Source organism: Rhodococcus sp. 66b (assembly GCF_002076325.1).
In the GTDB taxonomy this organism is placed as follows: domain Bacteria; phylum Actinomycetota; class Actinomycetes; order Mycobacteriales; family Mycobacteriaceae; genus Rhodococcus_F; species Rhodococcus_F erythropolis.
Map to the genome: position 1 here is coordinate 197402 of NZ_MUZB01000004.1, position 21930 is coordinate 219331.

20 protein-coding genes are annotated in these 21930 nt (G+C 61.3%); 4 read left to right on the top strand and 16 right to left on the bottom strand.

The window, feature by feature from the left end; genetic code table 11:
• Nucleotides 1–173 precede the first annotated feature (173 nt).
• Complete coding sequence (locus B0E55_RS09045) at nt 174–1697, top strand: acyl-CoA synthetase (RefSeq protein ID WP_080909560.1); 1524 nt, start codon at nt 174–176, stop codon at nt 1695–1697.
• Between the two features lie 19 nt (nt 1698–1716).
• Here the strand turns inward: B0E55_RS09045 and B0E55_RS09050 are convergent, their stop codons facing one another.
• The 3 genes from B0E55_RS09050 to B0E55_RS09060 form a co-directional block, all read right to left on the bottom strand.
• Nucleotides 1717–2781, bottom strand: a complete 1065-nt coding sequence (locus B0E55_RS09050; RefSeq protein ID WP_080909561.1) for an acyl-CoA dehydrogenase — start codon at nt 2779–2781, stop codon at nt 1717–1719.
• Nucleotides 2778–3926 carry an acyl-CoA dehydrogenase family protein gene (locus tag B0E55_RS09055; RefSeq protein WP_241896039.1) on the bottom strand — a complete coding sequence of 383 codons (1149 nt, stop codon included), beginning with the start codon at nt 3924–3926 and terminating at the stop codon, nt 2778–2780. The genes B0E55_RS09050 and B0E55_RS09055 overlap by 4 nt, the downstream gene beginning before the upstream one ends.
• 123 nt (nt 3927–4049) lie before the next feature.
• Nucleotides 4050–4604: a TetR/AcrR family transcriptional regulator gene (locus B0E55_RS09060; protein WP_080909563.1), complete on the bottom strand. Its 555-nt coding sequence runs from the start codon at nt 4602–4604 to the stop codon at nt 4050–4052.
• Nucleotides 4605–4789: 185 nt separating this feature from the next.
• Here B0E55_RS09060 and B0E55_RS09065 point away from each other — a divergent pair, with 185 nt between their 5' ends.
• Nucleotides 4790–6013, top strand: coding sequence for a cytochrome P450 (locus B0E55_RS09065; protein WP_080909564.1), 1224 nt, complete (start codon nt 4790–4792; stop codon nt 6011–6013).
• A 6-nt stretch (nt 6014–6019) separates the two neighbouring features.
• On the opposite strand, the gene B0E55_RS09070 is transcribed toward B0E55_RS09065, so the two are convergent.
• The 11 genes from B0E55_RS09070 to B0E55_RS09125 all read right to left on the bottom strand — a co-directional run bounded on the left by B0E55_RS09070 (nt 6020) and on the right by B0E55_RS09125 (nt 17515).
• On the bottom strand, nt 6020–7405 hold the full coding sequence (locus B0E55_RS09070; protein WP_370627621.1) for a lipase family protein: 1386 nt from the start codon (nt 7403–7405) through the stop codon (nt 6020–6022).
• Nucleotides 7405–8688 (bottom strand): hypothetical protein, encoded by a 1284-nt coding sequence (locus B0E55_RS09075; RefSeq protein ID WP_080909566.1) that lies wholly within the window; start codon nt 8686–8688, stop codon nt 7405–7407. Before B0E55_RS09075 ends, B0E55_RS09070 begins: the two co-directional genes overlap by 1 nt.
• 295 nt (nt 8689–8983) lie before the next feature.
• A complete protein-coding gene (locus B0E55_RS09080; protein ID WP_241896040.1) occupies nt 8984–10033 on the bottom strand; it encodes a hypothetical protein in 1050 nt (349 codons plus the stop codon).
• Between the two features lies 1 nt (nt 10034).
• Nucleotides 10035–10634 carry a signal peptidase I gene (locus B0E55_RS09085; protein ID WP_020909024.1) on the bottom strand — a complete coding sequence of 200 codons (600 nt, stop codon included), beginning with the start codon at nt 10632–10634 and terminating at the stop codon, nt 10035–10037.
• A gap of 8 nt (nt 10635–10642) precedes the next feature.
• Nucleotides 10643–11248 carry a SipW-dependent-type signal peptide-containing protein gene (locus tag B0E55_RS09090; RefSeq protein WP_080909568.1) on the bottom strand — a complete coding sequence of 202 codons (606 nt, stop codon included), beginning with the start codon at nt 11246–11248 and terminating at the stop codon, nt 10643–10645.
• Between the two features lie 9 nt (nt 11249–11257).
• Nucleotides 11258–11929, bottom strand: coding sequence for a signal peptidase I (locus tag B0E55_RS09095; RefSeq protein ID WP_223257981.1), 672 nt, complete (start codon nt 11927–11929; stop codon nt 11258–11260).
• A gap of 65 nt (nt 11930–11994) precedes the next feature.
• Complete coding sequence (locus B0E55_RS09100; protein ID WP_019745195.1) at nt 11995–12537, bottom strand: hypothetical protein; 543 nt, start codon at nt 12535–12537, stop codon at nt 11995–11997.
• Nucleotides 12538–12563: 26 nt separating this feature from the next.
• Nucleotides 12564–13076: an alternate-type signal peptide domain-containing protein gene (locus tag B0E55_RS09105; RefSeq protein WP_175470320.1), complete on the bottom strand. Its 513-nt coding sequence runs from the start codon at nt 13074–13076 to the stop codon at nt 12564–12566.
• Between the two features lie 218 nt (nt 13077–13294).
• Nucleotides 13295–14236 (bottom strand): Ig-like domain-containing protein, encoded by a 942-nt coding sequence (locus B0E55_RS09110; protein WP_232253211.1) that lies wholly within the window; start codon nt 14234–14236, stop codon nt 13295–13297.
• A 727-nt stretch (nt 14237–14963) separates the two neighbouring features.
• On the bottom strand, nt 14964–16559 hold the full coding sequence (locus tag B0E55_RS09120) for an amidohydrolase (RefSeq protein WP_080909572.1): 1596 nt from the start codon (nt 16557–16559) through the stop codon (nt 14964–14966).
• Entirely contained in the window at nt 16556–17515 is a 960-nt protein-coding gene (locus B0E55_RS09125) for a DMT family transporter (protein WP_029256186.1), read from the bottom strand. The genes B0E55_RS09120 and B0E55_RS09125 overlap by 4 nt, the downstream gene beginning before the upstream one ends.
• A gap of 51 nt (nt 17516–17566) precedes the next feature.
• On the opposite strand from B0E55_RS09125, the gene B0E55_RS09130 reads away from it, so the two are divergent.
• Together B0E55_RS09130 and B0E55_RS09135 are read left to right on the top strand one after the other, a co-directional pair.
• Complete coding sequence (locus tag B0E55_RS09130) at nt 17567–18124, top strand: TetR/AcrR family transcriptional regulator (RefSeq protein WP_003940110.1); 558 nt, start codon at nt 17567–17569, stop codon at nt 18122–18124.
• A gap of 208 nt (nt 18125–18332) precedes the next feature.
• A complete protein-coding gene (locus tag B0E55_RS09135) occupies nt 18333–19973 on the top strand; it encodes an ABC-F family ATP-binding cassette domain-containing protein (RefSeq protein ID WP_080909573.1) in 1641 nt (546 codons plus the stop codon).
• Nucleotides 19974–20041: 68 nt separating this feature from the next.
• Here the strand turns inward: B0E55_RS09135 and B0E55_RS09140 are convergent, their stop codons facing one another.
• Nucleotides 20042–20530, bottom strand: coding sequence for a nuclear transport factor 2 family protein (locus B0E55_RS09140; RefSeq protein WP_042952875.1), 489 nt, complete (start codon nt 20528–20530; stop codon nt 20042–20044).
• A gap of 27 nt (nt 20531–20557) precedes the next feature.
• Entirely contained in the window at nt 20558–21871 is a 1314-nt protein-coding gene (locus B0E55_RS09145; protein ID WP_007731424.1) for an MFS transporter, read from the bottom strand.
• Nucleotides 21872–21930 lie beyond the last annotated feature (59 nt).

Here is a 21930-nt window from a genome sequence, read left to right on the forward strand (position 1 = left end):
ATCACGCCGCTGCAGGACGGAATCGGAAGAGACAACTGGACAATCGTCCTAGACTGCATCGAGGGTGAGGCGCGGTCTCAGGCGGTGAGTGAAGGAAATTATCAGGCAAATAGCATCATGGCTGGAACTGATCCGAGTCGGAGCACTCGGCCCACACCCGCAGAAGGAATCGCATGCAGCTGACTCAATTCGTTCACCGATCCCTGCGAGCATCACCCGATGCGGTGATGACGATCTTCGACGGCCGGCTGCGCACGTGCCGGGAATCGGTGGACCGGATGAGCAGACTCTCCGGAGGGTTTCAGACTTTGGGCCTGCGCACCGGTGACAGAGTCGCAATCTTGGCATCGAACTCCGACTACTACCACGAGGCGCTCCTGGCCTGCTGGTGGTTCGGAGCAGTGGCCAGTCCGGTCAATTCTCGCTGGAGCACGGCGGAAATCACGTATGCCCTGGAAGATTCAGGATCGACGGTATTACTCGTGGACGAGAACTTTGCTTCCGTCGGATCTACCCTTCGCGAGGCGTGTCCAGGCCTGACCACTGTCGTCTACTGCGGCAGCGGCCCGGTTCGCGACGGAATGCTCGACTATGAACGGGTGATCGCGGAGGCGACTCCGGTCGACGATCTGCGCGTCGGCGGCGACACGCTGGCACTACTCCTCTACACCGGCGGGACCACCGGAGTGCCGAAGGGCGTGATGATCAGTCATCAAGCGCTGATGACCTCGGCGCTTGGTACTCTCGCGGCAGGCAGCGTGGCTGTCAGCAACGGAACGAACCTCGCGATCAACCCTCTGTTTCACATCGCCGGGATAGTTGGATGGTTGGCTCAGTCGCTGATGGGTGGCACCCAGGTGTTCATGCCGAACTTCAGCCCACGCACGTTCCTCGAGGCCGTTGATCACCATCGCCCGACAACTGTGGGTCTGGTGCCGACGATGCTTCAGATGTTGGTCGACTACGAAGACTCGACCACCTATGACTTGTCCAGCGTCAGGATCCTGAGATACGGCGCCTCGCCCATTTCACCGACGCTTCTCGAACGAGTCATGCAAATGTTCCCCAACAGCTCGTTTGTGCAGGGCTACGGGATGACTGAAACCGCGCACATCAGCATGCTGAGCCCGGCTGATCACCTCGAAGGTGGTGATCTCCTCCGCAGCGCCGGTCGAGTACTGCCGCACTGCGAGGTGAAAATCGTCGACCCGACCGGCGCGGAACTCCCACCCGGCGAGGTGGGCGAAATCGTCACGTTCGGCAGCCACGTCATGCTCGGATACTGGAACAAACCGAAAGAGACCGCAGAAGTGCTCCGCGACGGGTGGATGCATACCGGCGACGCCGGATACCTCGACGCCCGCGGTTACCTGTTCATCGTCGATCGCATCAAGGACATGATCGTCACCGGTGGCGAGAACGTCTACTCCACCGAGGTCGAAAACGCTCTGGCACAACATGAATCCGTCGCGTCCTGTGCCGTGATCGGCCTGCCCGATACCCAGTGGGGCGAGCGTGTCCATGCCGTAGTCGTCCTTCGGCATGGTTTCGACGCCGACGCCGACGAACTGCGCGCTCACGTGAAAACGCTGATCGCCGGTTACAAATCTCCGCGTACCTTCCAATTCGTCGATGCATTGCCACTGTCGGCAGCAGGCAAGATACTGAAGCGCGATCTTCGTTGCAACGCAACGTAATCCTCTACGACAGTCAGGATTACAGCTGCAATGTCGGTTCTGGATCAGTGATCAAGCGGTGCAGTGACGGCGATGCAGCTACGGCCTCTCCCAGTTGCGTAGCGCTCGCGATTTCGTCGCCGAACTCCGATCGCCAGGCATGCAGTCGTCGGGTGAGTTGTTGCAAGCGGTATTCGCGGGTCATGCCGATCGCACCGTGTGCCTGGTGGGCGGCGCGCACGCTCGCGAGCGCATTTTGTGAAACCACCAATTTGGTTGCGCTCACTTCGAAGTCGGCATCGCCTCTGGTGAGTGCATGTGCAGTGCGATCGACAGCCAGCGTGGACATCGATGCCATCTGAGCGAGAGTGACGATATGCTGCTGGACGGCTTGGAACTGCGCGATGGGCCTACCGAACTGCACCCGCTCCGACACGTAGCGACGGGTCAACGTCGACACCGACTCCATGGCTCCTGCCATCTGTACCGAGCGCAAGAACGCGCCGAGCCTGTTGAGAATCCGCGGGTCGACAAAGTTGTCGCCATCGACAATCCGCGCTTCTGCGAACGTCAGGCTCTGACGCGGTTGCCCGGCAAGATCCGTCCCTCCACCGATCTCGGCGTCGGAGATGTTCAGGAGTACAACGCGATCACCGAGAACTGCTGCCAGCACTGATGCGGCGCTACCCCACGGCACATCATGAAAGGTGCCCGACAGGAAACCGTCGTTGGTGCGACGCACATCGTCGCGCTGCGATCCCGGCGCGACGGTTGCGATTCCGGAGGGCACCGGTAGCCCGGCCGCTGCTGCCAGCCTGCCCGCGAGGTACGTCTCGGCGAGCGGCAACGGCGCAGCGTGCCTCGCCGCCGCGCGCTGGACAGTCACGGCGTCGAGGAGCGAGCCACCGGAACCACCAACGGATTCGGGAAGACCGACCAGTGGCAACCCCAGTTCGACTGCCGCGCTCCATAATCCGGTGGGCAGACCGTCCATCTCCGCCTGCGCTACCACCTCGGTGCCGGACTTCTCGGCGAAAAATTGTTCTACCATCGATTCGAGGTCGGCGTCGAATGTGTACGCGTTGATCTCTGACCCCGAATTCATCGGTTCAATCCTTTCACGATCACGGTGCGGAGAATTTCGTTGGTTCCACCGCGAATCGACCACGACGGCGCCACCAGCACGGCCCGGGCGAGCAGCGACTCGTACGGATCGTCGGAGGCAAGGTCTGGAGCCCGGCCGAGGTGCCGCGCGACGGTCGCAACACAGTCCTGTTCGAAGCGTGTTGCCATCTCCTTGATCAGCGCGGCCTCCGTGACCGGCGAGCGACCGGAGTCGACCATCCGTGCAATGGACAGCGACATCCCACGAAAAGCCCAGCAGCGCGCCGTAATCGAGCCCAGATCGGCGAGGGCAGAGGGACCGCCCTGCGCCGCCTGGTTGGCTGCCCAGTTCTCGAGGACCGGCATCAGCGACATCCAGCGGTCGACGCCACCTCGCTCGAGTGCGAGTTCACCGGTGTTTTGTCCCCAGCCCGCTCCGACGTCTCCGAGGCGACGCGAGTCCGGCACGAAAACGTCCTGGAACGACACCTCGCAGAAGTCCTCGCTTCCGTCGATGAACGGAATGGGTGAGACGGTCAGGCCCTCGCTGTCGCGATCGACGATCATCTGAGTGAGTCCGTTGTGCTTGTCTGCCGAGGTTCGCAGCAGGGCGAGTACGTGTGTGGCGTGGAAGGCGCCGGTGGTCCAGATCTTGGTGCCGTTGACTTTCCAGCCACCATAGACACGTTCGGCGCGAGTGCGTACCGATGCCAGGTCCGAACCCGAGTCGGGTTCACTCATCCCGATCGAGAACGAGAACTCACCGCTCGCGATACCGGGAAGGAAGTACCGCTTCTGTTCTTCCGTGCCGTTGGCGGCGATGCTCGGACCCGACTGTCTGTCTCCGATCCAGTGATAGCCGACCGGCGCTCCCCGCGCGAGAAGTTCTTCGACGACGACCAATCGATCCACTGCTGACCGTCCACCCCCGCCGTATTCCTTCGGCAGCGACATGCCGAGCCACCCACGGCTACCGAGATCTCGCGAGAACGCCGGATCCACAGCCCCGGACATCCCGAGTCCGAGGGGGTAGCTGCCGGGGGTTAGCCGCTTGTCGAGGTACTCCCGCACTTCAGCCTGAAGCGCGAGTTCCTCGATCGTCAGTTCTGTTGCGTCGAAACGCATGGACGTACTGCGTACCACCATCGTGACTTTCTCCTTCGCGGCAGCGGACAGGCTTCAGGGTACCGAGCCGAGGAACGAATGCATGAACCGAACCGCCTATAGCAGCGACGACCCGATGCACCGTTCACGAACACGGAATCCCGCTCAGGAGCTGACGAACGACTCGACCATCCGTCGCTCGGCGGCCCTGTCTGCAAGAGGCCACGCCAACAGCATCAACACGATCCGAACCACCCACTGCGACTGTTGACCTTCGGGATCCAATCCAGCAAGTTCGAGTGCAGTACGCGGCAGCAACGGAGAAGACACGAGATACTCGTCGATACCGTTGGCCCGCGCCGCCGCAAGGCCATGGCTCATGGCGGCGTCGGCTCTGATCGCGTCGACGGCGACGAGGATCGACTCCACGATCCGCTCGTCGCCGCGCAGTGATTCGACGGCAGCCGCAACCTGGCTCGCCACGGACGCCGCACCTCGCGACAACAACCCCTCACGGATCGCGGACTTGCCACCCACGTAGCGGTAGAGCGTCGCCCGCGAACAGCCTGCGCGCGAAGCGACGTCGTCGGCACTGAACCGATCGAATCCCTGTTCTCGAATCAGCTCTGCTGCAGCCGCGAAGATGCGCTCGGTTGCGAGTTCACGGCGGTTACCGCCGGCCAACCAGTCGGCGGCGCGGCGCTCGTTCACACCGGTCACTCTCCGTCACCTCGTCTCATCTCGAGACAAATTCAATCAGAAATCTCAACGCTACGGAAGGCCGCGAGCCTCTGACCTGGGAGAAGTACGAGGGGGTTGAAGTGCGTGAGATTTTCTCAAAATGCCAGTTCAGAGGCATTTCCCACCTGTTGACTTCTCCTCGACGGCCGTGAAATCTTCCATTCGTGACACCACCGACGCTGGACATCAACCCCTTCCTCCCGTCGAATATCGACGACCCTTACCCGCTCTACGACGTACTCCGGCGCGAGCACCCCGTGTATCGAATACCCGATACCGACTTCTATCTGGTGTCGACGTGGGAACTTGTCACCGAAGCCGTTTCCCGTACCGAGGACTTCTCCTCCAACCTCACCGGCGTACTGGTTCGAACACCGGACGGATCGGCCGTGACGTTCGACATGAACGGCGGCGGGCAAGCCGTTCATGTCCTCGCGACCGCCGACGAACCCGACCATCAGCACCATCGCAAACTTGTCCTGCCGACACTGGTCGCCAAACGCATACGAGCACTCGAGCCGACAATGCTCGAGTACACGCAGCAGTTGTGGGACAACGGCTTCGACGGTCGCCATATCGACTGGGTCACGTCGATAGCGGACACCCTCCCACTGCAGATGGTTGCCGCACTGATCGGCTTGCCGACAGCCGACGTCCCCCAATTGCTGGCGTGGTCTTACGACAGCACCGAACTTCTCAGCGGCATCGTGACGGCGGAACGGTTTACTGACGTCGTCACCTCGGCGGCCGAACTCACCGGGTACCTCTACAGCAAGTTTCGTGAGGCGCGGACAAACCCGATCGACGATCTACTCGGAGACCTCGTCCGTTGCTGTGACGCAGGCGAACTCAGCGAAGACGTGGCCGTTCTGATGCTGGTGCAACTCGTCGGTGCGGGTGGCGAATCGACCGCCGGACTGATCGCCAGCTCTGCTCGGCTATTCGCCGAGCGCCCCGAGATACAGACGCAGCTGCGCGAGGACCCTCTACTCGTGAGCGCATTCCTGGAGGAGACGCTCAGACTCGAGTCGCCTTTTCGCGGACACCACCGACATGTCAATGCGGACACAAACCTCGGCGGAGTTGCGCTACCCGCCGGCAGTCATCTCATACTGCTGTGGGGCTCGGCGAACCGCGACCCGGAGTCGTTCGCCGAGCCACACGCGATGAACCTCGACCGGGCCAATCTCCGAGCGCATTTCGCCTTCGGCAAGGGAGCACATTTCTGTGTCGGGGCCGCGCTGGCCAGGCTGGAAGCAAAGACCGCCATCGGTGTACTTCTCGAAAACAGTTCGCATGTCACAGTCGATTCCGAATTCCCGCCACGTTGGGTCCCCAGCATGTTCGTACGCCGCCATCAGAGTTTGCGTCTCGCTGTCACCGGATAGTTTCACTCAGTTGTCGAAATTGTGGGCAATCCAATCGATTGTCTGCATTCCGAACAGGTCTGTCCCCCAACCGTATGGATCCGCGACTGCGCGATCCATACTGCAGTCGGTGGGCTGATAGCTCACGTCCGTCCCTCGGCTTCTGTACGTGTCCGCCAGTTCTCGCGCATCAGCTGCCGGTACAAGTGACATCGGGGAGTCGTCCTTTGCGCACGAAGTTATCAATACCTTCGACGCCGGAGCGCCGTGGCCCAATACGTTGTCGTCGTACGCACGCTGGAAGCTGGGTTCTGTGATCGGATCGATTCCCGGCGCGAAAAGGCTTGCCAACGGTACGAACGGAAGCGTGAAGTACGCCGGCATCTGGCACTCACCCCGGTACACGTCGGCAATCACTCGGCCCACGGGATTGAGCTTGTCGTTCAACTTCATCTCGGGATACCACGGTTCGAGACCGAGGAGCGTCGCAAATCCGAAGCCCGCGCCGACCGAGGAATCTGTTGTCTCCATGAATGTTCGGGGCTTGATCACCATGCCCTCGAGGACTGTCGAGACGATATCGAGTTCCGGCGCGTAGGACTGCGCAGATTCTGCGGCGAATGCCGAACCGACTCCACCACCAGCGATTCCGAACAACGCAATCTCCGCCTCCGGATTCAGCTCGGAATCCTGCAGCTGAAATGCTGCGCGCACTGCATCCAACTGGGCGTGCCCGGCGAACTTACCCGCGAAGACACCGTGGGGATCACGGTCTCCGTTGTTCCCGACGTCGGAAATCACTACGGCATAGCCTTTTCCGAACATCAGCGCCAGTGGACCCAAGGCCGACCAGGAGGCGCCGTCCAGCGGATCGCCGCCGGTCCAGTGTGAACTCGGATGACAGTAGCCGCCGACGCTGTCGTTGGCCTCCTGATAGCTGATGATCTTCTTCTCCGACGCCGGCGTTCCGTCGATCGGGATCATCATGATTCCAGTGCTCACTACCGGCGTCGAACCGTCGATTCCGGTTGTGACATACATGATCTTGTAGGCGTCGAGCTGTCCCGGTTTGTATCCGGTGAACAGTACATCCACCTTCTTCGACTTCAGGAGATCACCGGGACGCTCGGCGCCGGTCAACACCGGCTCGTCGTAAAACGGATCATCGGCGGTGAGTGCAGTGAAGATCTCCTCTTCGGATGCGAACTCCCCTGAACTGAGAGCACCGACGGTGAACCCGTTGAATACCTCTCCCAGAGTTGGGGTGTCGGTCCGAAACTCCTCGGATACAGGAGTTTGCACGTCTTTCGGGGCATCACTGTCCGGCACCTCAGCTCCAGCCGTTGCTGGCAGGACCAGCGCAACGGTCAGCGCTACCAGCGGCGCCAACCTTCGGAATGTCGCCGACGACATCACTGAACCGTCACTTTCAAACTGGAGAGGGCCGATTCGAGAGTTTGTGGGAGGGTCATCATCGGGCGGTGGCTCTCCAATTGAATTTCGTAGGGAACACTCAATGTGGCTACGAGCCGTGGCCAATCTTCTTCGACCATCGCTCGGTACTTCGGCAATAGCTGTGAGGTGATGTAGTCCCACCGGTCCTCGTACACCGACCAGTTCCAATCCGGCAGTGGCATCGTCACGTTCGCGGTGCGTCCGTCGGCAAGTGTCGTCGTGAACTCGAGGGGCCGGAACGAGCGAGGCGGGACCACGCCGGCGACCGAGGGCGAGCCGGCAACGGTCGATGCGTAGGTGATCGCTTCTCCCACATCACCTTTGTAGGCGCGCACGGTATCCCACTGGTCGCGGATGATCACCCCTTGCTCACGCTGGAGCAGCGCCGCGTTCCCCAGTGCAATTCGATCCGGATCGCCGGACGCGACATCACGCCAGGCGTCCATGACATCCTTGCCGAATAGTCCGGCACTCTGCATTTCCTCCAGTGCGGGAAGCCCTTCATCCACGTACGCCTGATGCATCGGCATCAGATCCGAGAAGATGTTCTTCTGCATCACCAGGATCATCCCCAGCGCATAATCCAAGTCGTCCGCCGTGACGTTCCTGCCCACCGCCGCGAGTGCGCGCAGCCCTGCCGGCAATTGGTTCAGCGCTTGCACGCCAACCTGATCCGTGAACTGAGAAACTATCGAATTGGCAACCTGCTGGAGATTCGGAAACGAGTACACGTCCGCCATCAGTTCGAAGTCGATCAGTCCCCCGCCGAAATCCGCTCCTACCTGTCCGCCCATGCCCGCCCACTGCAATTCCGGGTGACCGAGTTGCAGATCCTCGTAGTAGCGGTACGACTTCACCAGGTTCGTGCGATTAGCCGACACTCCGGCGCGCGGATTCCACGATGAGAGATCGATTCCGGCGGCTTCCGTGGCAGCGACCAATCGATACTGAAACAGCAAGGCCGCATAGGATTCCGGACTGCGACCACTGGCGCGGGCTTCTTCCACAAGGGCTTGCAAGGTGCCGAGATCAGTCGGCAACGCGGGATGGACACCGCCCGGACCGTGTTCGGCATTCCGATTCACCAAAGGCAAATTCACGTACTCGTCTAGTTCGGACGCCGACGCTGATGTCTGGACCGACAGCAACGCGGACATCGCCAGCGCACATGCCGCCGTGGCTGCCAATACGTCGCGCGCCCAACGACGTCGCCGAACTACTGCCCCCAGGTTCACGCGCATATCGGTCCTCGTACTCAGGTCGGCAATTGCCCCGATCGATCACCGACACCAAACTTACTTTGCAGTAAGATAGCTCGAGACCTGAAGGAATACCAATTCCGTACGAGCACTCTTGGCACTTCTACACGTCGTTGCCACCTGCAGTTGCTTATCCCGTTCCCGAATCGCCGAAACCTCACCAGCGGGCGACCGGCCGGTTACCTGTTGCCCGACACGATCAGAGCATGCGGATCCACGCCTGTGCCCCCGGGTCCGCAGACTCGGGGGCACAGACGAGATATCGAGTGATCAGCCGCTACCCGAAGTCAGGCATGTTCTGCCCGCTGTCCTTGTAGAACTTCCACGTGCCGTCCTGCGGCGACTCCATGATGCGGAAGACCTCGGTTGCCCCGACAATCCACAACTGGCCGTTGTACCAGTGCAGAGTGGAGCCCGATTCGACACGGCCACTGGCGAGTTCGTTCCCGTCGGCGTCGACGACCGCAACCTTGTTCCCACCCGCGGTCCAGCCGCCGGTGAGGCCGCCGCTCTCGACTGTGTCCGTGAGAACCGGCTGCGGATCAGCCGAGGGAGTGATCTCCGGCGACGTAGTTTCCGGGGTGGTCGGTGCCGGAGTTGTCGTGCTCGGTGCCGTCGTGGTCGTGGCCTCGGTTGTGCTGGTCGGCTCGGGGGACGTCGTCGGATCGACGGTCTCGCTCGTGGACGGAGCTTGGGTAGTGGTCGTCTCCAACGCATCCGGCTCGTTCGGCACCATCGCTTCGGCCTGCATCCTGCTCAGAGGGTTCGCCCCGTTGGGTGCCGGGGTGCTCGGATCCCAAGTGGAGACGTTCTCCCATGCCTGGTTTGGCTTGCTTGTGCTCGAACTACCTTCGCACGCGGTACGACCACTCACCCAGTCTTTGAAAGACATGCCGGCGCCGGTTGTATATCCGGACGAGGTCATCGGGCCGTTGATGGTGTAGACCCTGATGTACAGTCCAGTTCGATCCGAGTCAGATACGCCCGACCACTGAAGTTGCGTCGAGGTGAAGATCTTTGTGTCCTTGACTGTGTTGTTACTCCTGTTCATCAGTTCGACCTTGTAACCCGTTGCCCCAGGTACAGCGCTCCAATATGGGTTCCCACGTTGACTCGTGACAGAGCCCGACGTCGAGCATCCGATGCTTGCGGTCAACGGAGTCGGATAGAAGTTGCCCGTCGCCACCTGTGCGCCGGTCGAATTGACCGCATCAGTCGAATTGGCCAACGTCCCGGTGGTCTGAGCCAGGCCGAAAGCCATTGCAGCAGCGCCGCCGATGGCGATCAACGACCGCAGCGACTTCATGCGGGTGCTAGCCCGACGCATTTCAATCATTATGAGCCTCCTGAAGCTCCCCGCAGGTTTCGTCAGCATCGACGCGGGCGTCATTTGTAGTGGCGGCGCGGGCATTCTCCAGACGCCGGTCTTTAGTTCGTCCAAATGCGATGACCAGCACCGCGCCTACCAATCCGCCGCCGAGGAAAGTTGCGAGCGGGCTGGAAAGCCAAGCAACGACATAGCCGAGCCCACCGACGCTGGCGAACACGCGGTCTGCCTCGGTAATGGTGTACGGCAGCCGATCAGCCACATTGTTGGCATCGCCCTTGAGCGTGGCGAGCACGGTGTCCGCTCCTGCCGATTCGAGTTCGACCACGCGGTGGGTGATACGCACGCCTTGGTCGTTGTCGACGCTGATCACGTCGCCGACAGCGAGTTCAGTTGCAGGCACGGTCTTCGCCAGCGCCAGCGCACCGGTGGAGATTGCAGGTTCCATCGAACCCGAGCGGAACACCAGTGGTTTGATCCCGAATATCAGGGACGCGAGAGTGGCGATAATGCAGATGAGCCCGGCGACCGCGGCCACATTCAGGGCAATTTCCTTGCCGCGACTGCGTCCCACGGTCACCTCCTCATCGGTGCTGTCCATCGCGATGATCACTGCCCCGTTGCGGTGAAGTTGAAGCCCAGATCGGCGATCTTGAACTGCTCCGTCTGACCTGCGGTCGAATCGACGGTCACCTTGATACACACCTGCTCCGAAACACCGGCAGCGAGTGATCTGCCGGAGACGAGTGTCGGGTTGCCGGAGAACGCTTGCTGCGTCCCGATGATCGGTCCTGAACAGGTACTGCCGTCGTTGGCACCGCTCTGATGTAGAGAAACCTTGAGCTTCCCGATCAGCGCGGACGAGCCGGTGGCCGTTGCCGATACTGCCCACTGGAAGTTGGCCGTTCCGGTGTTCTGAACCGTCAATGCCCCGGCCTCACTCTGGCCTGGCAGCATGCTGTTGCGCTTGAGTTCGGTGAATTGGTGTGTGGGCCGCTGGTTGTCGACTTTCAGCTGGACCGACGAAGTGCTGAACATGCCGGTGGTCGCGGTAGCGCTGTCGGACCACGCCGCCATCGTGCCGACCGCTCCGAGGCCCAGGACCATGCCGAGTGAGAGCACGGCCCGGGTACGTATCCAACCGGTCTCGCCCAGACGGCTTCGCATCCGCGCCCCGAGACGCGCGCCGCCGCCCGATTTCTGTTCTGTAGACATTCTGCTGTCCTATTTCGATTCGGAGTTTGGTGCCGATGGATCGGCGGGCAATACCGGCGCGCCGAGTTCAGGGCCGGAAAGAGTCGGGTCGGTGCCACTTTCGTCGTCATCGGCCTTGCCCCGCTTGTCGCGGATGCCACTGACGACCATCCACACGGCATATACAGCCAGGCCCGCAGCCACGCCCGTGGTGAGAATCGAACGCGATTGCCCGTTGATCACCGAGTTCACCCGGCCCAGATACGGCACCGAGTAGATGACCCGACCACGGATCTGCTCGGGCACCAGCGACCACGAGTCGGCGACGGGGTTGTTGTCGCCGCGAGTGTGGATGCGACGCTCCCCTTCCCCGGTGTAGTAGATGCCCTCGATGCGGTGGGTGACCACCGCTGGATCGCCGGAGACGGGCTGGAACGTGATCACGTCCCCGGTGGTCAGATCCTCGTTAGGAGTCGGCTTGACCACTATGAGCGTGCCAGGGGGCATGGTCGGTTCCATCGAGCCGGTGAGAACCGTGTACGCGGTGGAGCCGGTGAGTCGAGGGATAACGACCATCACCGCGAGAACGCCGATCATCAACAGCAACAGCACCCACGAGACGATGGTTCGAGTCCACCACCAGAGGGTGGTCTTCTCTCCTGAGTCTTGTTCGGGATCATGTTGCCGCTCAGATGTTTCCACGTGTGCGCTGTGCCGGGGTCGATACTCGGCACGTTCGCCCGCGCGCCGGCTTCTCGCGGTGACGGTCATGACTGGCTCACTGAGCTTGCGTCGAAGGTGAACGTCGCGTTGGACTGTTGGCTCGCTGCCGCGCCCTGGCCCAGCGTGGCCCGCAGGCACAACACCTGCATCTGCCCGGCCGGAACCAGCTGCTCCGAAAAGGCCGCACCGTCCATGGCACCGTTGTAGAGCTCAGTGCCCACGTCACCAGTGGCGGTGCAGGCCGCCTCGTTGGCTACCTTGGCCACGCGCAGGCTCAGCGGCGGTGGGGTGGCGCCGTTGAGTACAACATCGGAAAGCACGTAGTTCATCTGCACGTTGCCGGAGTTGATCACCGGCAAGGGCATCTGAATGCTGTCGCCCGGGCCCTTGTTGTCCAACTTGAACCCATCGAGGTTGAACTGCTTGACCCCTTCACCGCCGGCAGAGATATCGAGCATGCCTGCCTGAATAGTGCCGCCGGTCGATTCTGCGGTATCGCGCCACAGCGCGCCGGTCTGCTGCACCGAGACGAACCCGATGAGCAGAACCGACGACGCTGCGATCGCCCATTTGTATTGGGTCTTCACGTGACCTTCTTCTGGTTACGGATTAACTACGGGGTGAGCGTCTGCTCGAGGAGGATCGTTCCGGCACCGATGGTGGCGGTGCCGGCGGCGCCGACCTGACCGGTCGTATCCGCCTTGAACTCCACCTCGGTGGTGAACGAGATGGGGCCGGACGCGGTAATCGGCGAGACGTTGGTGCTCGACGGGCTCACGGTGAGCAGATCCGCGTCCTTGAGCGAGCCGGTCAGGTTGCCGAGGGTGGGAGTGAGGGTGGCCTTCAGGTTGGTGCCGTTCAGGGTCACCTGGTACACCGAGGTGTAAGCGACCTTGTCGCCCGGAACCAGCTTGTCGGTGGGCGCAAACGCCTGTCCGGCCTTGCTGCCGCCGACCCACTTCCAGGTGCCGGCAGTGGTCTCGGAAACTGCCATCGATCCTGCGGTCACCGTGCCGGCGCCCGTGGTGTTGGTGGACGCGTTCCACGCGGCCATGGTGCCCGCACCGCCTGCAAGCAGAACGGCAGCCGCACCTGCGGCGATCGCACCCTTTGTGGTCTTGTTCATCTGGTATTCCTCCTGTGCAGTTCGCGGCGGGACATCCGACGCGCTTGGTTGAGCCCGGGCCGTGCGGATGTGCACTCCGGTGAAACAGCCCCAGGAAGGGGCATGGGAAATGAAGCCGCCGAATTGAATTCGGTGACCGAGAATGCCGGCGATGCGCGGAGATGGTCGAGATCGCCCCGCGCATCGCGAGTTCTAAGTGGCCGGTTGGGCCGGAGTGGTTATCCGCCGAGGCTTCCGAAGAGGTCCAGGCTTCCGAGCGAACCGGTGCTACTGCCGAGCGAACCGCTGCTGCTGCCACCCGGATCGGTAGTTTTCGCCGTGACCTTGACCGTGACTCCCGCGGAGGCGGGGCTGGTCCCACCCGCATTTGTCGCAGTGGCGGTGATCGGATGACTGCCGGGTGTGGTGATAGTCAGGTTGCAGCTGAAGTCCCCACTCGCATCCGCGGTGGCGGTGCAGGTGGCACCCCCTCCGGTGACAGTGACGGTGCTGTTCGGCTCTGCCTTGCCGGAGACCTTGACGGGTGTACCCGCCTCTACCTCGGCGGCGCCCAGAGACAAGTCGGTCGGAGCACTGGGAGCGACCACAGCAGGCTCGCCCTCCACCAGGACCAGACCCCAGCCGGGGTTGATCTCGTATCCCTGCAGGACTTCGTTGGCCGGGATACCAATCATGAAACCGACCATCACGTTGACGTTCTGCGCGAGAGGCGTCTTCACCAACTCGATCCGAGTCGCGGAATTCGCATCCGGTCCGATCACGAATTGCTGGCCGACCTGGCTGCCGATTTTGCCCCGTACTGTCGCGGTGCCGCCGCCCGAGACGGACCAGCCCTCGCTGAAGAGTGTGAGCGTGGCGGGAAGGTCGCAGACATTGCGGACGTCGAAGGCCATCTGCGTGCCCTCATCTCCGGGGATCGGGATGTAGTCGGTTCCATCGGGCCCGAAGGCTGGCGGCTTGACCCAGGGTCCACCGTTCTGGGACATCTCCAGGCACTGGTCAGTGATGTCGTCGCCCGGGGCAGCCACGGCGCTACCGGGAGCAAGCAGCGCACCCGAGGTCGCGAGGAGCAATGCAGCCGGCAGCGCCGCCAACACAGCAGTGGCGCGCCGGGGGAGACGGGATTCGCGTCCGTCCCCGACCGGGAAAAATCGAGGCATGTGAAGACTCATTTCGTCTGTCCCGTTGCCGGGCATTGGGGTGATAAGACGACAGATCCAGGTACATCCGCCATCGGTGCCGAACATGTTGCAGAAGGCTTGCGAGCCGAACCGTGACGCTGTGCATGCCCTCGCTCATACATAGCTACTGCTCCGCTTCGGATCAATTTTTATCACACGTATCAGCTTTTGTGGCGGTTTTACTGGTCAAACGTTCAGGAGGAATTCGAGCACTCCATGCGGGTGAATTATGCGCGCTGACCAGTACTGTTAGAAACAGTTAGCTGCGCTTCGTAACTTGTTCCCGAAAAACCCTTTGGCGCCGAACGGGCGATTCGTTCCACTCGATATGAGAACACGTTCTACATACTCTTGGTATGTCCGAGGATATTCACGAACGAACTCGTCGAGAACAGCGACCCTCGAGCAAACAGAAGGATCGAACCGTTTCGAGCACGTGCTGCATTTCGTTCACGAACGCCACGGACACGGGCATCATCGATCGCCGCGCCTCGCCGGATCAGACGGCCATGACAAACCCTCGCGCGCTCCGAAACCAGCACTCCACCAATAACTTTGCCTGACCATCGAATAGCGACTGCCCCTGGTGCGTCCAAAGCTGTGGGCCGGGAAGCAAATTCGCTACCCGGCCCACGTGCGTCTACAGTTGCGAAGCCGGTAAGGAGTTGACTACCGGCACCCAATCCCAAGGTAAAACTTCGAGCACCTACGCCTCGAAGACGGTCTCACCGCCGACAACCGTGCGCAGGACCGACAGTTCGTTCAATTCCTGAGAAGCGCTCCGCAACGGATCTCCGTCGAGCACAACAAAATCCGCCAAAAGTCCCACCGCTATCCGACCTTTGTCCGATGACTCACCGGTGAGACGGGCGGCAGCGCTTGTGTAACCGGCCAACGCATCGGACGCGGAAACCCGTTGCTCTGCACCCAGAACATGACCTTCTCGCGTCACACGGTGTACGGCTGTGTTCATCGTGAAGAGCGGGTTCACGGGAGTGACAGGGCAGTCGCAATGCAGCGCGTAGGCAAGCCCCGCCGCCACGACCGACGCCACGGGGCTGATCCGCTCGCCACGACCCGGTCCGAGGAACCGATCACGGTGCCGGTCGCCCCAGTAGTAGACGTGGTTCACGAAGATCGACGCCACCACCCCGAGTTCGACCATCCGCGCGATCTGATCTTCCCGCAACGTCTGAACGTGCTCGAGTCGATGCGAAACTTCGATGTCCGGACGTGCTGCACGTGCCGCTGCAATTGCGTCCAGTGCAAAATCGATGGCTTGATCACCGTTGGTATGAATCGCAACCTGCCGGCCGGCAGCGTGATGTTCCGCGACGAGTGCCCCGAGTGCACCTGCCGGGATTGCCATTCCGCCGCAGTGGCATCCGCCCAGATCGTGGTACGGCTCGGTCAGCGCAGCGGTGTGCAACTGAATCGACCCGTCCGAAATGAGTTTGACGCCGCCCACACGAACTCGGTCTGTCGAATCGGCGAGTTCACCCAATTGATCGTGCACCCCGTGGCCGAGGTAGAGGCGCGCACGCAGACGCAGTTCACCATCAGCGTCCAGTTGTCGGTACGCCTCGTACATCTCGGCTGTGACGTACATGTCGTGAAAACTTGTCACGCCCACCGAAGCCATGACTTCCTGCGCCCGCAGCATCGCGATCTTGGACGCATCCGGGTTCATATCCGGAACAAGTCCGTGCACCAGAGACATTGCCGGAACCTCGCACAGTTCACCGGTGGGTACACCGTCACTGTCCCGAACGATGACACCACCCTCCGGATCGACCGTGGTGGCATCGATCCCGGCCTTCTCCAGTGCGACCGAGTTGACATAGATCCCGTGAGCAGACAAGTGCCGCACCAGAATCGGATGCTCGGTGGATGCCTTGTCCAGATCAACTGCGGTCAGACCTCGATCTTCCGCCACGAGGCTGTCGTCGAAGCCCCACGCTTCTATGGGCTCGCCAACTGGTGTGATCGCGGCCCGCGCGGCCAACGCCGTGATCAACTGCTCGATGGTCGGGCACGCACTCGTCGTTGCGTCGACCCCACTGAGCATCAAACCCCACATCATCGGATGAAGGTGCGTCTCGATGAACCCCGGAACAACCACCGCTCCGGCGAGATCGACAACGGAGGTTTCGGAATCGGTCAGCGCCGAGATCTCGGCATCAGTTCCGAGGGCGACGAATCTGCCGTCCTTGACTGCCACAGCGGTCGCGTTATCGCTGACAGCACCGTCCATGGTCCTGATCTCGCCGTTGATGTAGATGTGGTCAGCCACCGGTGTCATACGCTTGTCTCCATTCGTTTTCCGACTACAGTCGTCGAGGACTTCTTCGCAGGTATCCGCGTCGCCACAACCACTCCGGCCAAAATCATTCCGGCACCTGCAAGTTGGACGAGAGTTGGGGTCTGCGCAAGCATCACCGCGCCGAACAGCAGTGCCGACGCCGATTGCAACACCAGGCTGGCGGCGACTGCACTGGCAGGCAGACGCTGACTGGCGCTTGCCACCAGGAGCCACCCGATCACCTGAGATACCAACGCGAGCAGGACAAGCCAGCCTTGAGCTACGAGCGAAGGCGTCAGATCCAAAGTTCCACTCACGAGGCCGTATGCACCTGCAGTGAGGGCAGTGGCTCCCGTCGAGACGAACATCGGCAGAGCCGTTCTACCCGCCGCCCGAGTAGCCAGACCCATCAGGAAGATGTAGACCGCGTAGGCGCCTGCGGCGATCACGGCAAACGACACTCCGACAGCAGGATTCGACCCCGTGAGCGTTGTGCTCGTCCCGGCTACCAGAGCAACTCCGACGAAGAGCAACGGAAGGCTGGCGACCAGTTCCCGGCCGATCCGTTGGCGCAGAACAACGTAGCCGAGGATTGCGACGAACAGCACTTGCAAATTCAGGATCACAGTCGAAAGACCTGCCCCGATCGAATGAATCGACTCGTGCCAGAGCACCAGATCGATTCCGAGGAACGCGCCGGCAAGCAAAGACTTCACGATCCAGGGCGCCGAGATCGAAGACCGGGATGACCGACGACGCTGAACGAGCACGAGTATGCCGAGAGGGATGAGCGCATAGAGACACCGAAAGAAGGCACCCGTCGACGGAGACACTCCTGAGAGTTCATAGAGCACCGAGGTCAACCCGAGGATGCATGCACCGGTGACGACTACGCGCAGGTCACGACGGCGTAGTTGATCGCCGGACGGCACGCGTGGCGATACTTCATCACTCATGGTGATAATGTATCACCGACGCAAAGCCTGTCATACAGGGAAGATGCGTGCATGAGAACTCCGGTTACCCGTGAACGCGTGATCGCTGCCGCAGCCGACCTGGTCGACAGCAAAGGCGCCGACGCTCTGGTACTGAGTCAACTCGCCGAGACCCTCGACGTCCGGCAGTCAGCCCTGTACAAACACGTCGACGGGGTCGACGACGTCCACCATCAACTCAGCCTCCTCGCTCGCAACCTTCTCGCCGAACAACTGCGTGCCGCCGCGGTTGGTCTCTCGCGCGACGACGCCGTCATGGCGCTCGCAGACGCATGGCGTGCCTTCGTCCGGGTGCACCCCGGGCTCTACGCCATCACCGACCGCTACCCCACTGCTCCGCATCCCGATCTGGTCTCCGCCGTCGGCGAGGTGGTAGACGTCATCAACAAGGTGATCGCGGGATACGGTCTGAGCCCGGATGATTCGGAGCAGGCGGCGTGGTCTCTTCGTAGCGCGCTGCACGGTTTCTGCATCCTCGAATCGGTAGAGGGTCAACCGGCCGGCACCGACCCGGATCGGGTTTACCGAAGACTGGTCGAACTTCTCTGCGCCGGTATTGCTCGTATGTAAATACCGGCTCCTGTTATCGTCGGATGAAACGACACAGACCAAAAAGGATCAGACATGGTTGGTGAACTCGACATCTCCGGATAAAACCGGGCATGACGGCCACCGGCAGACGCCTCGGAGCGCTGCCGTAGTGGCCATGTTGTCGTTCACTTACCCGACTTTTTGCGGAGCAGCGTTGCCGCGCCCGCACGACACCTGAGGTCTATTCATGTCCGATACCTACATCGTTTGCTCGAATCTGTCTTTTGCCTGGCCGGACGACACTCCGGTCTTCGACGAATTGTCCTTCACCGTGCCCGGTGGCCGAACCGGGCTGGTTGCCCAGAACGGCGTCGGGAAAAGCACTCTGCTCAGATTGATCGCCGGTCAACTCCGCCCACGCGCCGGCAGTGTGTCCGTCGACGGCGTTCTCGGATACCTTCCGCAAGACCTTCCACTGACGGGCGATCTGACCGTTGCCGAGGTCTTGGGCATCGCCCCGACGCTCGCTGCGCTGGACGCTGTCGAATCCGGAGACACACGAGAAGAACACTTCACGACAATCGGGTCCGACTGGGACATCGAAGAGCGGACCCGAGCCCAACTCGGCCGACTCGGTTTGAGTGACATGACGTTTGATCGTCGTCTCGACACTCTGAGCGGCGGGCAGGTCGTCTCGCTCGGACTGGCAGCTCAACTCCTGCGACGCCCCGATGTCCTTCTCCTCGACGAACCCACCAACAATCTCGACCTTGACGCGCGCCGCAGACTTTACGACGTTCTCGACGACTGGAATGGCTGTCTGTTGGTAGTCAGCCATGATCGAGGACTACTCGACCGCATGGACCGCATCGCCGAACTTCACAGCGGCGAGATCAGCTTCTACGGTGGCAATTTCACCGACTACGAAGCTGCGGCACGCTCGGCTCGCGAGGTGGCGGAGAAGAACATCCGCAACGCCGAGCAGGAGGTCAAACGCGAGAAACGCGAACTACAGCAGGCCCGAGAACGCGCTTCACGACGCGCAAGTAACGCTGCCCGCAATCTCGAGAACGCGGGCTTGCCCAAGATCTTTGCGGGGACCATGAAGCGCAATGCTCAGGAATCGGCCGGCAAGGCGAACGAGACACACCTCGCCCGGGTCGATGCGGCAAAGGACCGACTCGACAGAGCGGGCCGCGCTCTTCGAGACGATCAGACGATTTCGCTCGAATTGCCAGGTACTCACGTACCTGCCGGACGCATGGTGTTCCTTGGTGAGCGAATGCAATTCGCGTTCGGCGATCGTGAGATCTTCGCCGACCCCGGCATTGACCTGGCCATTCGAGGACCGGAGCGTATCGCGTTGACCGGGCCGAACGGCGTCGGAAAGTCGACGTTACTTCGCATCGTCAACGGGGATGTCGCGCCGACTTCCGGTGAGGTCAAGCGAGCCGACGGCCGGGTGGCATATCTGTCGCAGAGGCTCGACCTACTCGACCCCGCCCGCACCGTCGCCGAGAACTTTGCATTGTCGGCTCCAGGCCTTCCGGCACCGGAACGCATGAACATACTGGCGCGCTTTCTCTTTCGGGGTGCGGGTGCTCACCTACCCGTCGCTGCACTCTCCGGCGGTGAACGGCTGCGGGCTACGTTGGCATGCGTTCTCTTCGCCGATCCGGCCCCGCAATTGCTTCTTCTCGACGAGCCGACCAACAACCTCGACTTGGTGAGCGTTGCTCAACTCGAAAGTGCCCTGAATGCATATCAGGGGGCGTTCGTGGTGGTCAGCCACGACGAGAGATTCCTGGCCGAGGTCAAGGTCGAACGCTGGCTCAGGCTCTCGGACGGCCGTTTGACCGAGGTCGCCGCACCGGACGCAGTGGGCTGACACGACCAGTGAACAGGCGAAAGGCCTTCACACACATCGTGTGTGAAGGCCTTCGTCTGCACTACTGGTCAAGGCGTCCTGGTGTACACCGGATCGTCGAAGGATCGGCGTTGGGTCACCCAGTCAGTGGGCAGAACGTTTTCGATCACGTCTTCACGGGATTCGTCGAACACGACGATCCGATCGGCGATTCGCCACTCACCACGGCGCCTTTCGAACCTGTCGACGTAACGGCACTTGATCGTGGCAAGCGTCTGCACCGAATCCGTACCGGAACGCTCCTGCCGCAGAAAACACAAACAGTACGACTCACACTGAGCGACATCGCCGTTGACGTCGATCAGTATGTTGGAAATGCAGTGAATCGACGAGTCGATCGTCTTGTGCCTGAGCTTCATGTCTTCGATGAGCCCGTCGACGGTTCCGATGTAACCACCGTGGTTGTCTATCGCGTCGTCGAAGTAGCAGAAGGCTACGCTGTCGAAATCTTTCCGATCGACGGCCCGAGCGTAGCGATACAGAACTTCGGTGATTTCTTGCTTGTCAGCGAGGGACACAGCCCGTCTCCTGTTCTCCCGAGGTGATCAATCAACCTGCAGTTCAACGCCCTTGGTCTCCTTGATGAAGAAGACCGTGACGAGGGTGATCACGGCACAGAACACGAAGTATCCGGCCGGGGCGAGAGAGTTACCGGTCAAGCTGATGAGATAGGTGGCGATGAAGGGCGCGGTGCCACCGAGGAACATGTTGGTGACGTTGTTACCCAAGGCCAGACCGCTGTACCGCACAGATGCTTTCAGCATTTCGACATAGGTCACGTACGAAGCACCGTTGACAACGGAAACGCAGATGAAGAGCACCGACTGACCGACAACCGCCTGCCAGATACCAGAACCGGCCATCATCATGAACATCGGGATTCCGAGAACCACTGCGGCGGCACTACCGGCGAACAGCACCGGCCGACGCCCGTACTTGTCTGCCATGTATCCCGAGATCGGCAACGTGATGACGCCGAGAACCAGCGCAAGAGAAGTGGAAAGGAAGGCAACGCGCGACGAGTGACCGCCGGTGGTCTGCAGGTACGTCGCGGCATATACCGAGGCGATGTAGTAGCCACCGGTGATGAGTGCGCCCAGCAGGATGATCTTGACGACGCTGCCACCGGAGGTGCTGAGCAGCTCACGGATGGGAAGCTTCTTGGTCTCACCCTTGTCCTGCAGTTCTTCGAACTGAGGAGTGTCTTCCATCTGGCTACGGATCCAGATACCGATGCCGCCGATCAGCAGGCTGAGCAGGAACGGGATACGCCACGCCCACTCGAGGATCTGCTCTTGCGAGAATACCGACGTCAGGCCGAGGGCCATGAGCGAAGCAGCCAGCGAACCCAGGTAGGTGCCGGTATTGACCATCGAGGTCTGCGTCGCACGCCACCGCTTGGGAGCGGACTCGGAGACAAACGCGTTGGCACCGCCGAGTTCACCGCCGGCCGCGAAGCCCTGAAGGCAACGAGCCAGAACGAGGATGGACGTGGCCCACACACCCAGCGTGGCGTACGTCGGCAGCAAGCCCATGCCTGCTGTCGCCAGAACCATCAGAAGGATGGTCCAGGAGAGAGCATTCTTTCGGCCGTACTTGTCGCCGATGTGGCCGAAGAAGATTCCGCCGGGCACGCGTAGGAAGAAGGCCACGGCAAATGCTGCAAAGGTACCGAGCAGTGCTGCGTTCGGGTCGTGGGAAACGAAGAACAGCGCGGCGATTGTCGTGGCCATGTATCCGTAGATACCGAAGTCGTAGTACTCGACGACGGTACCGACGATGGCCGCGCGAATTACCTTCGTCGTCGACTGTCGTTCGGTTGCCACGCTGCTGCCCTCGGTGGATTCGGCTCTCGCCATGGTCTCATTCTCTGACATGTTGTTCCCTGCCTGGATTGGATACTGACTGGATTCGGTGC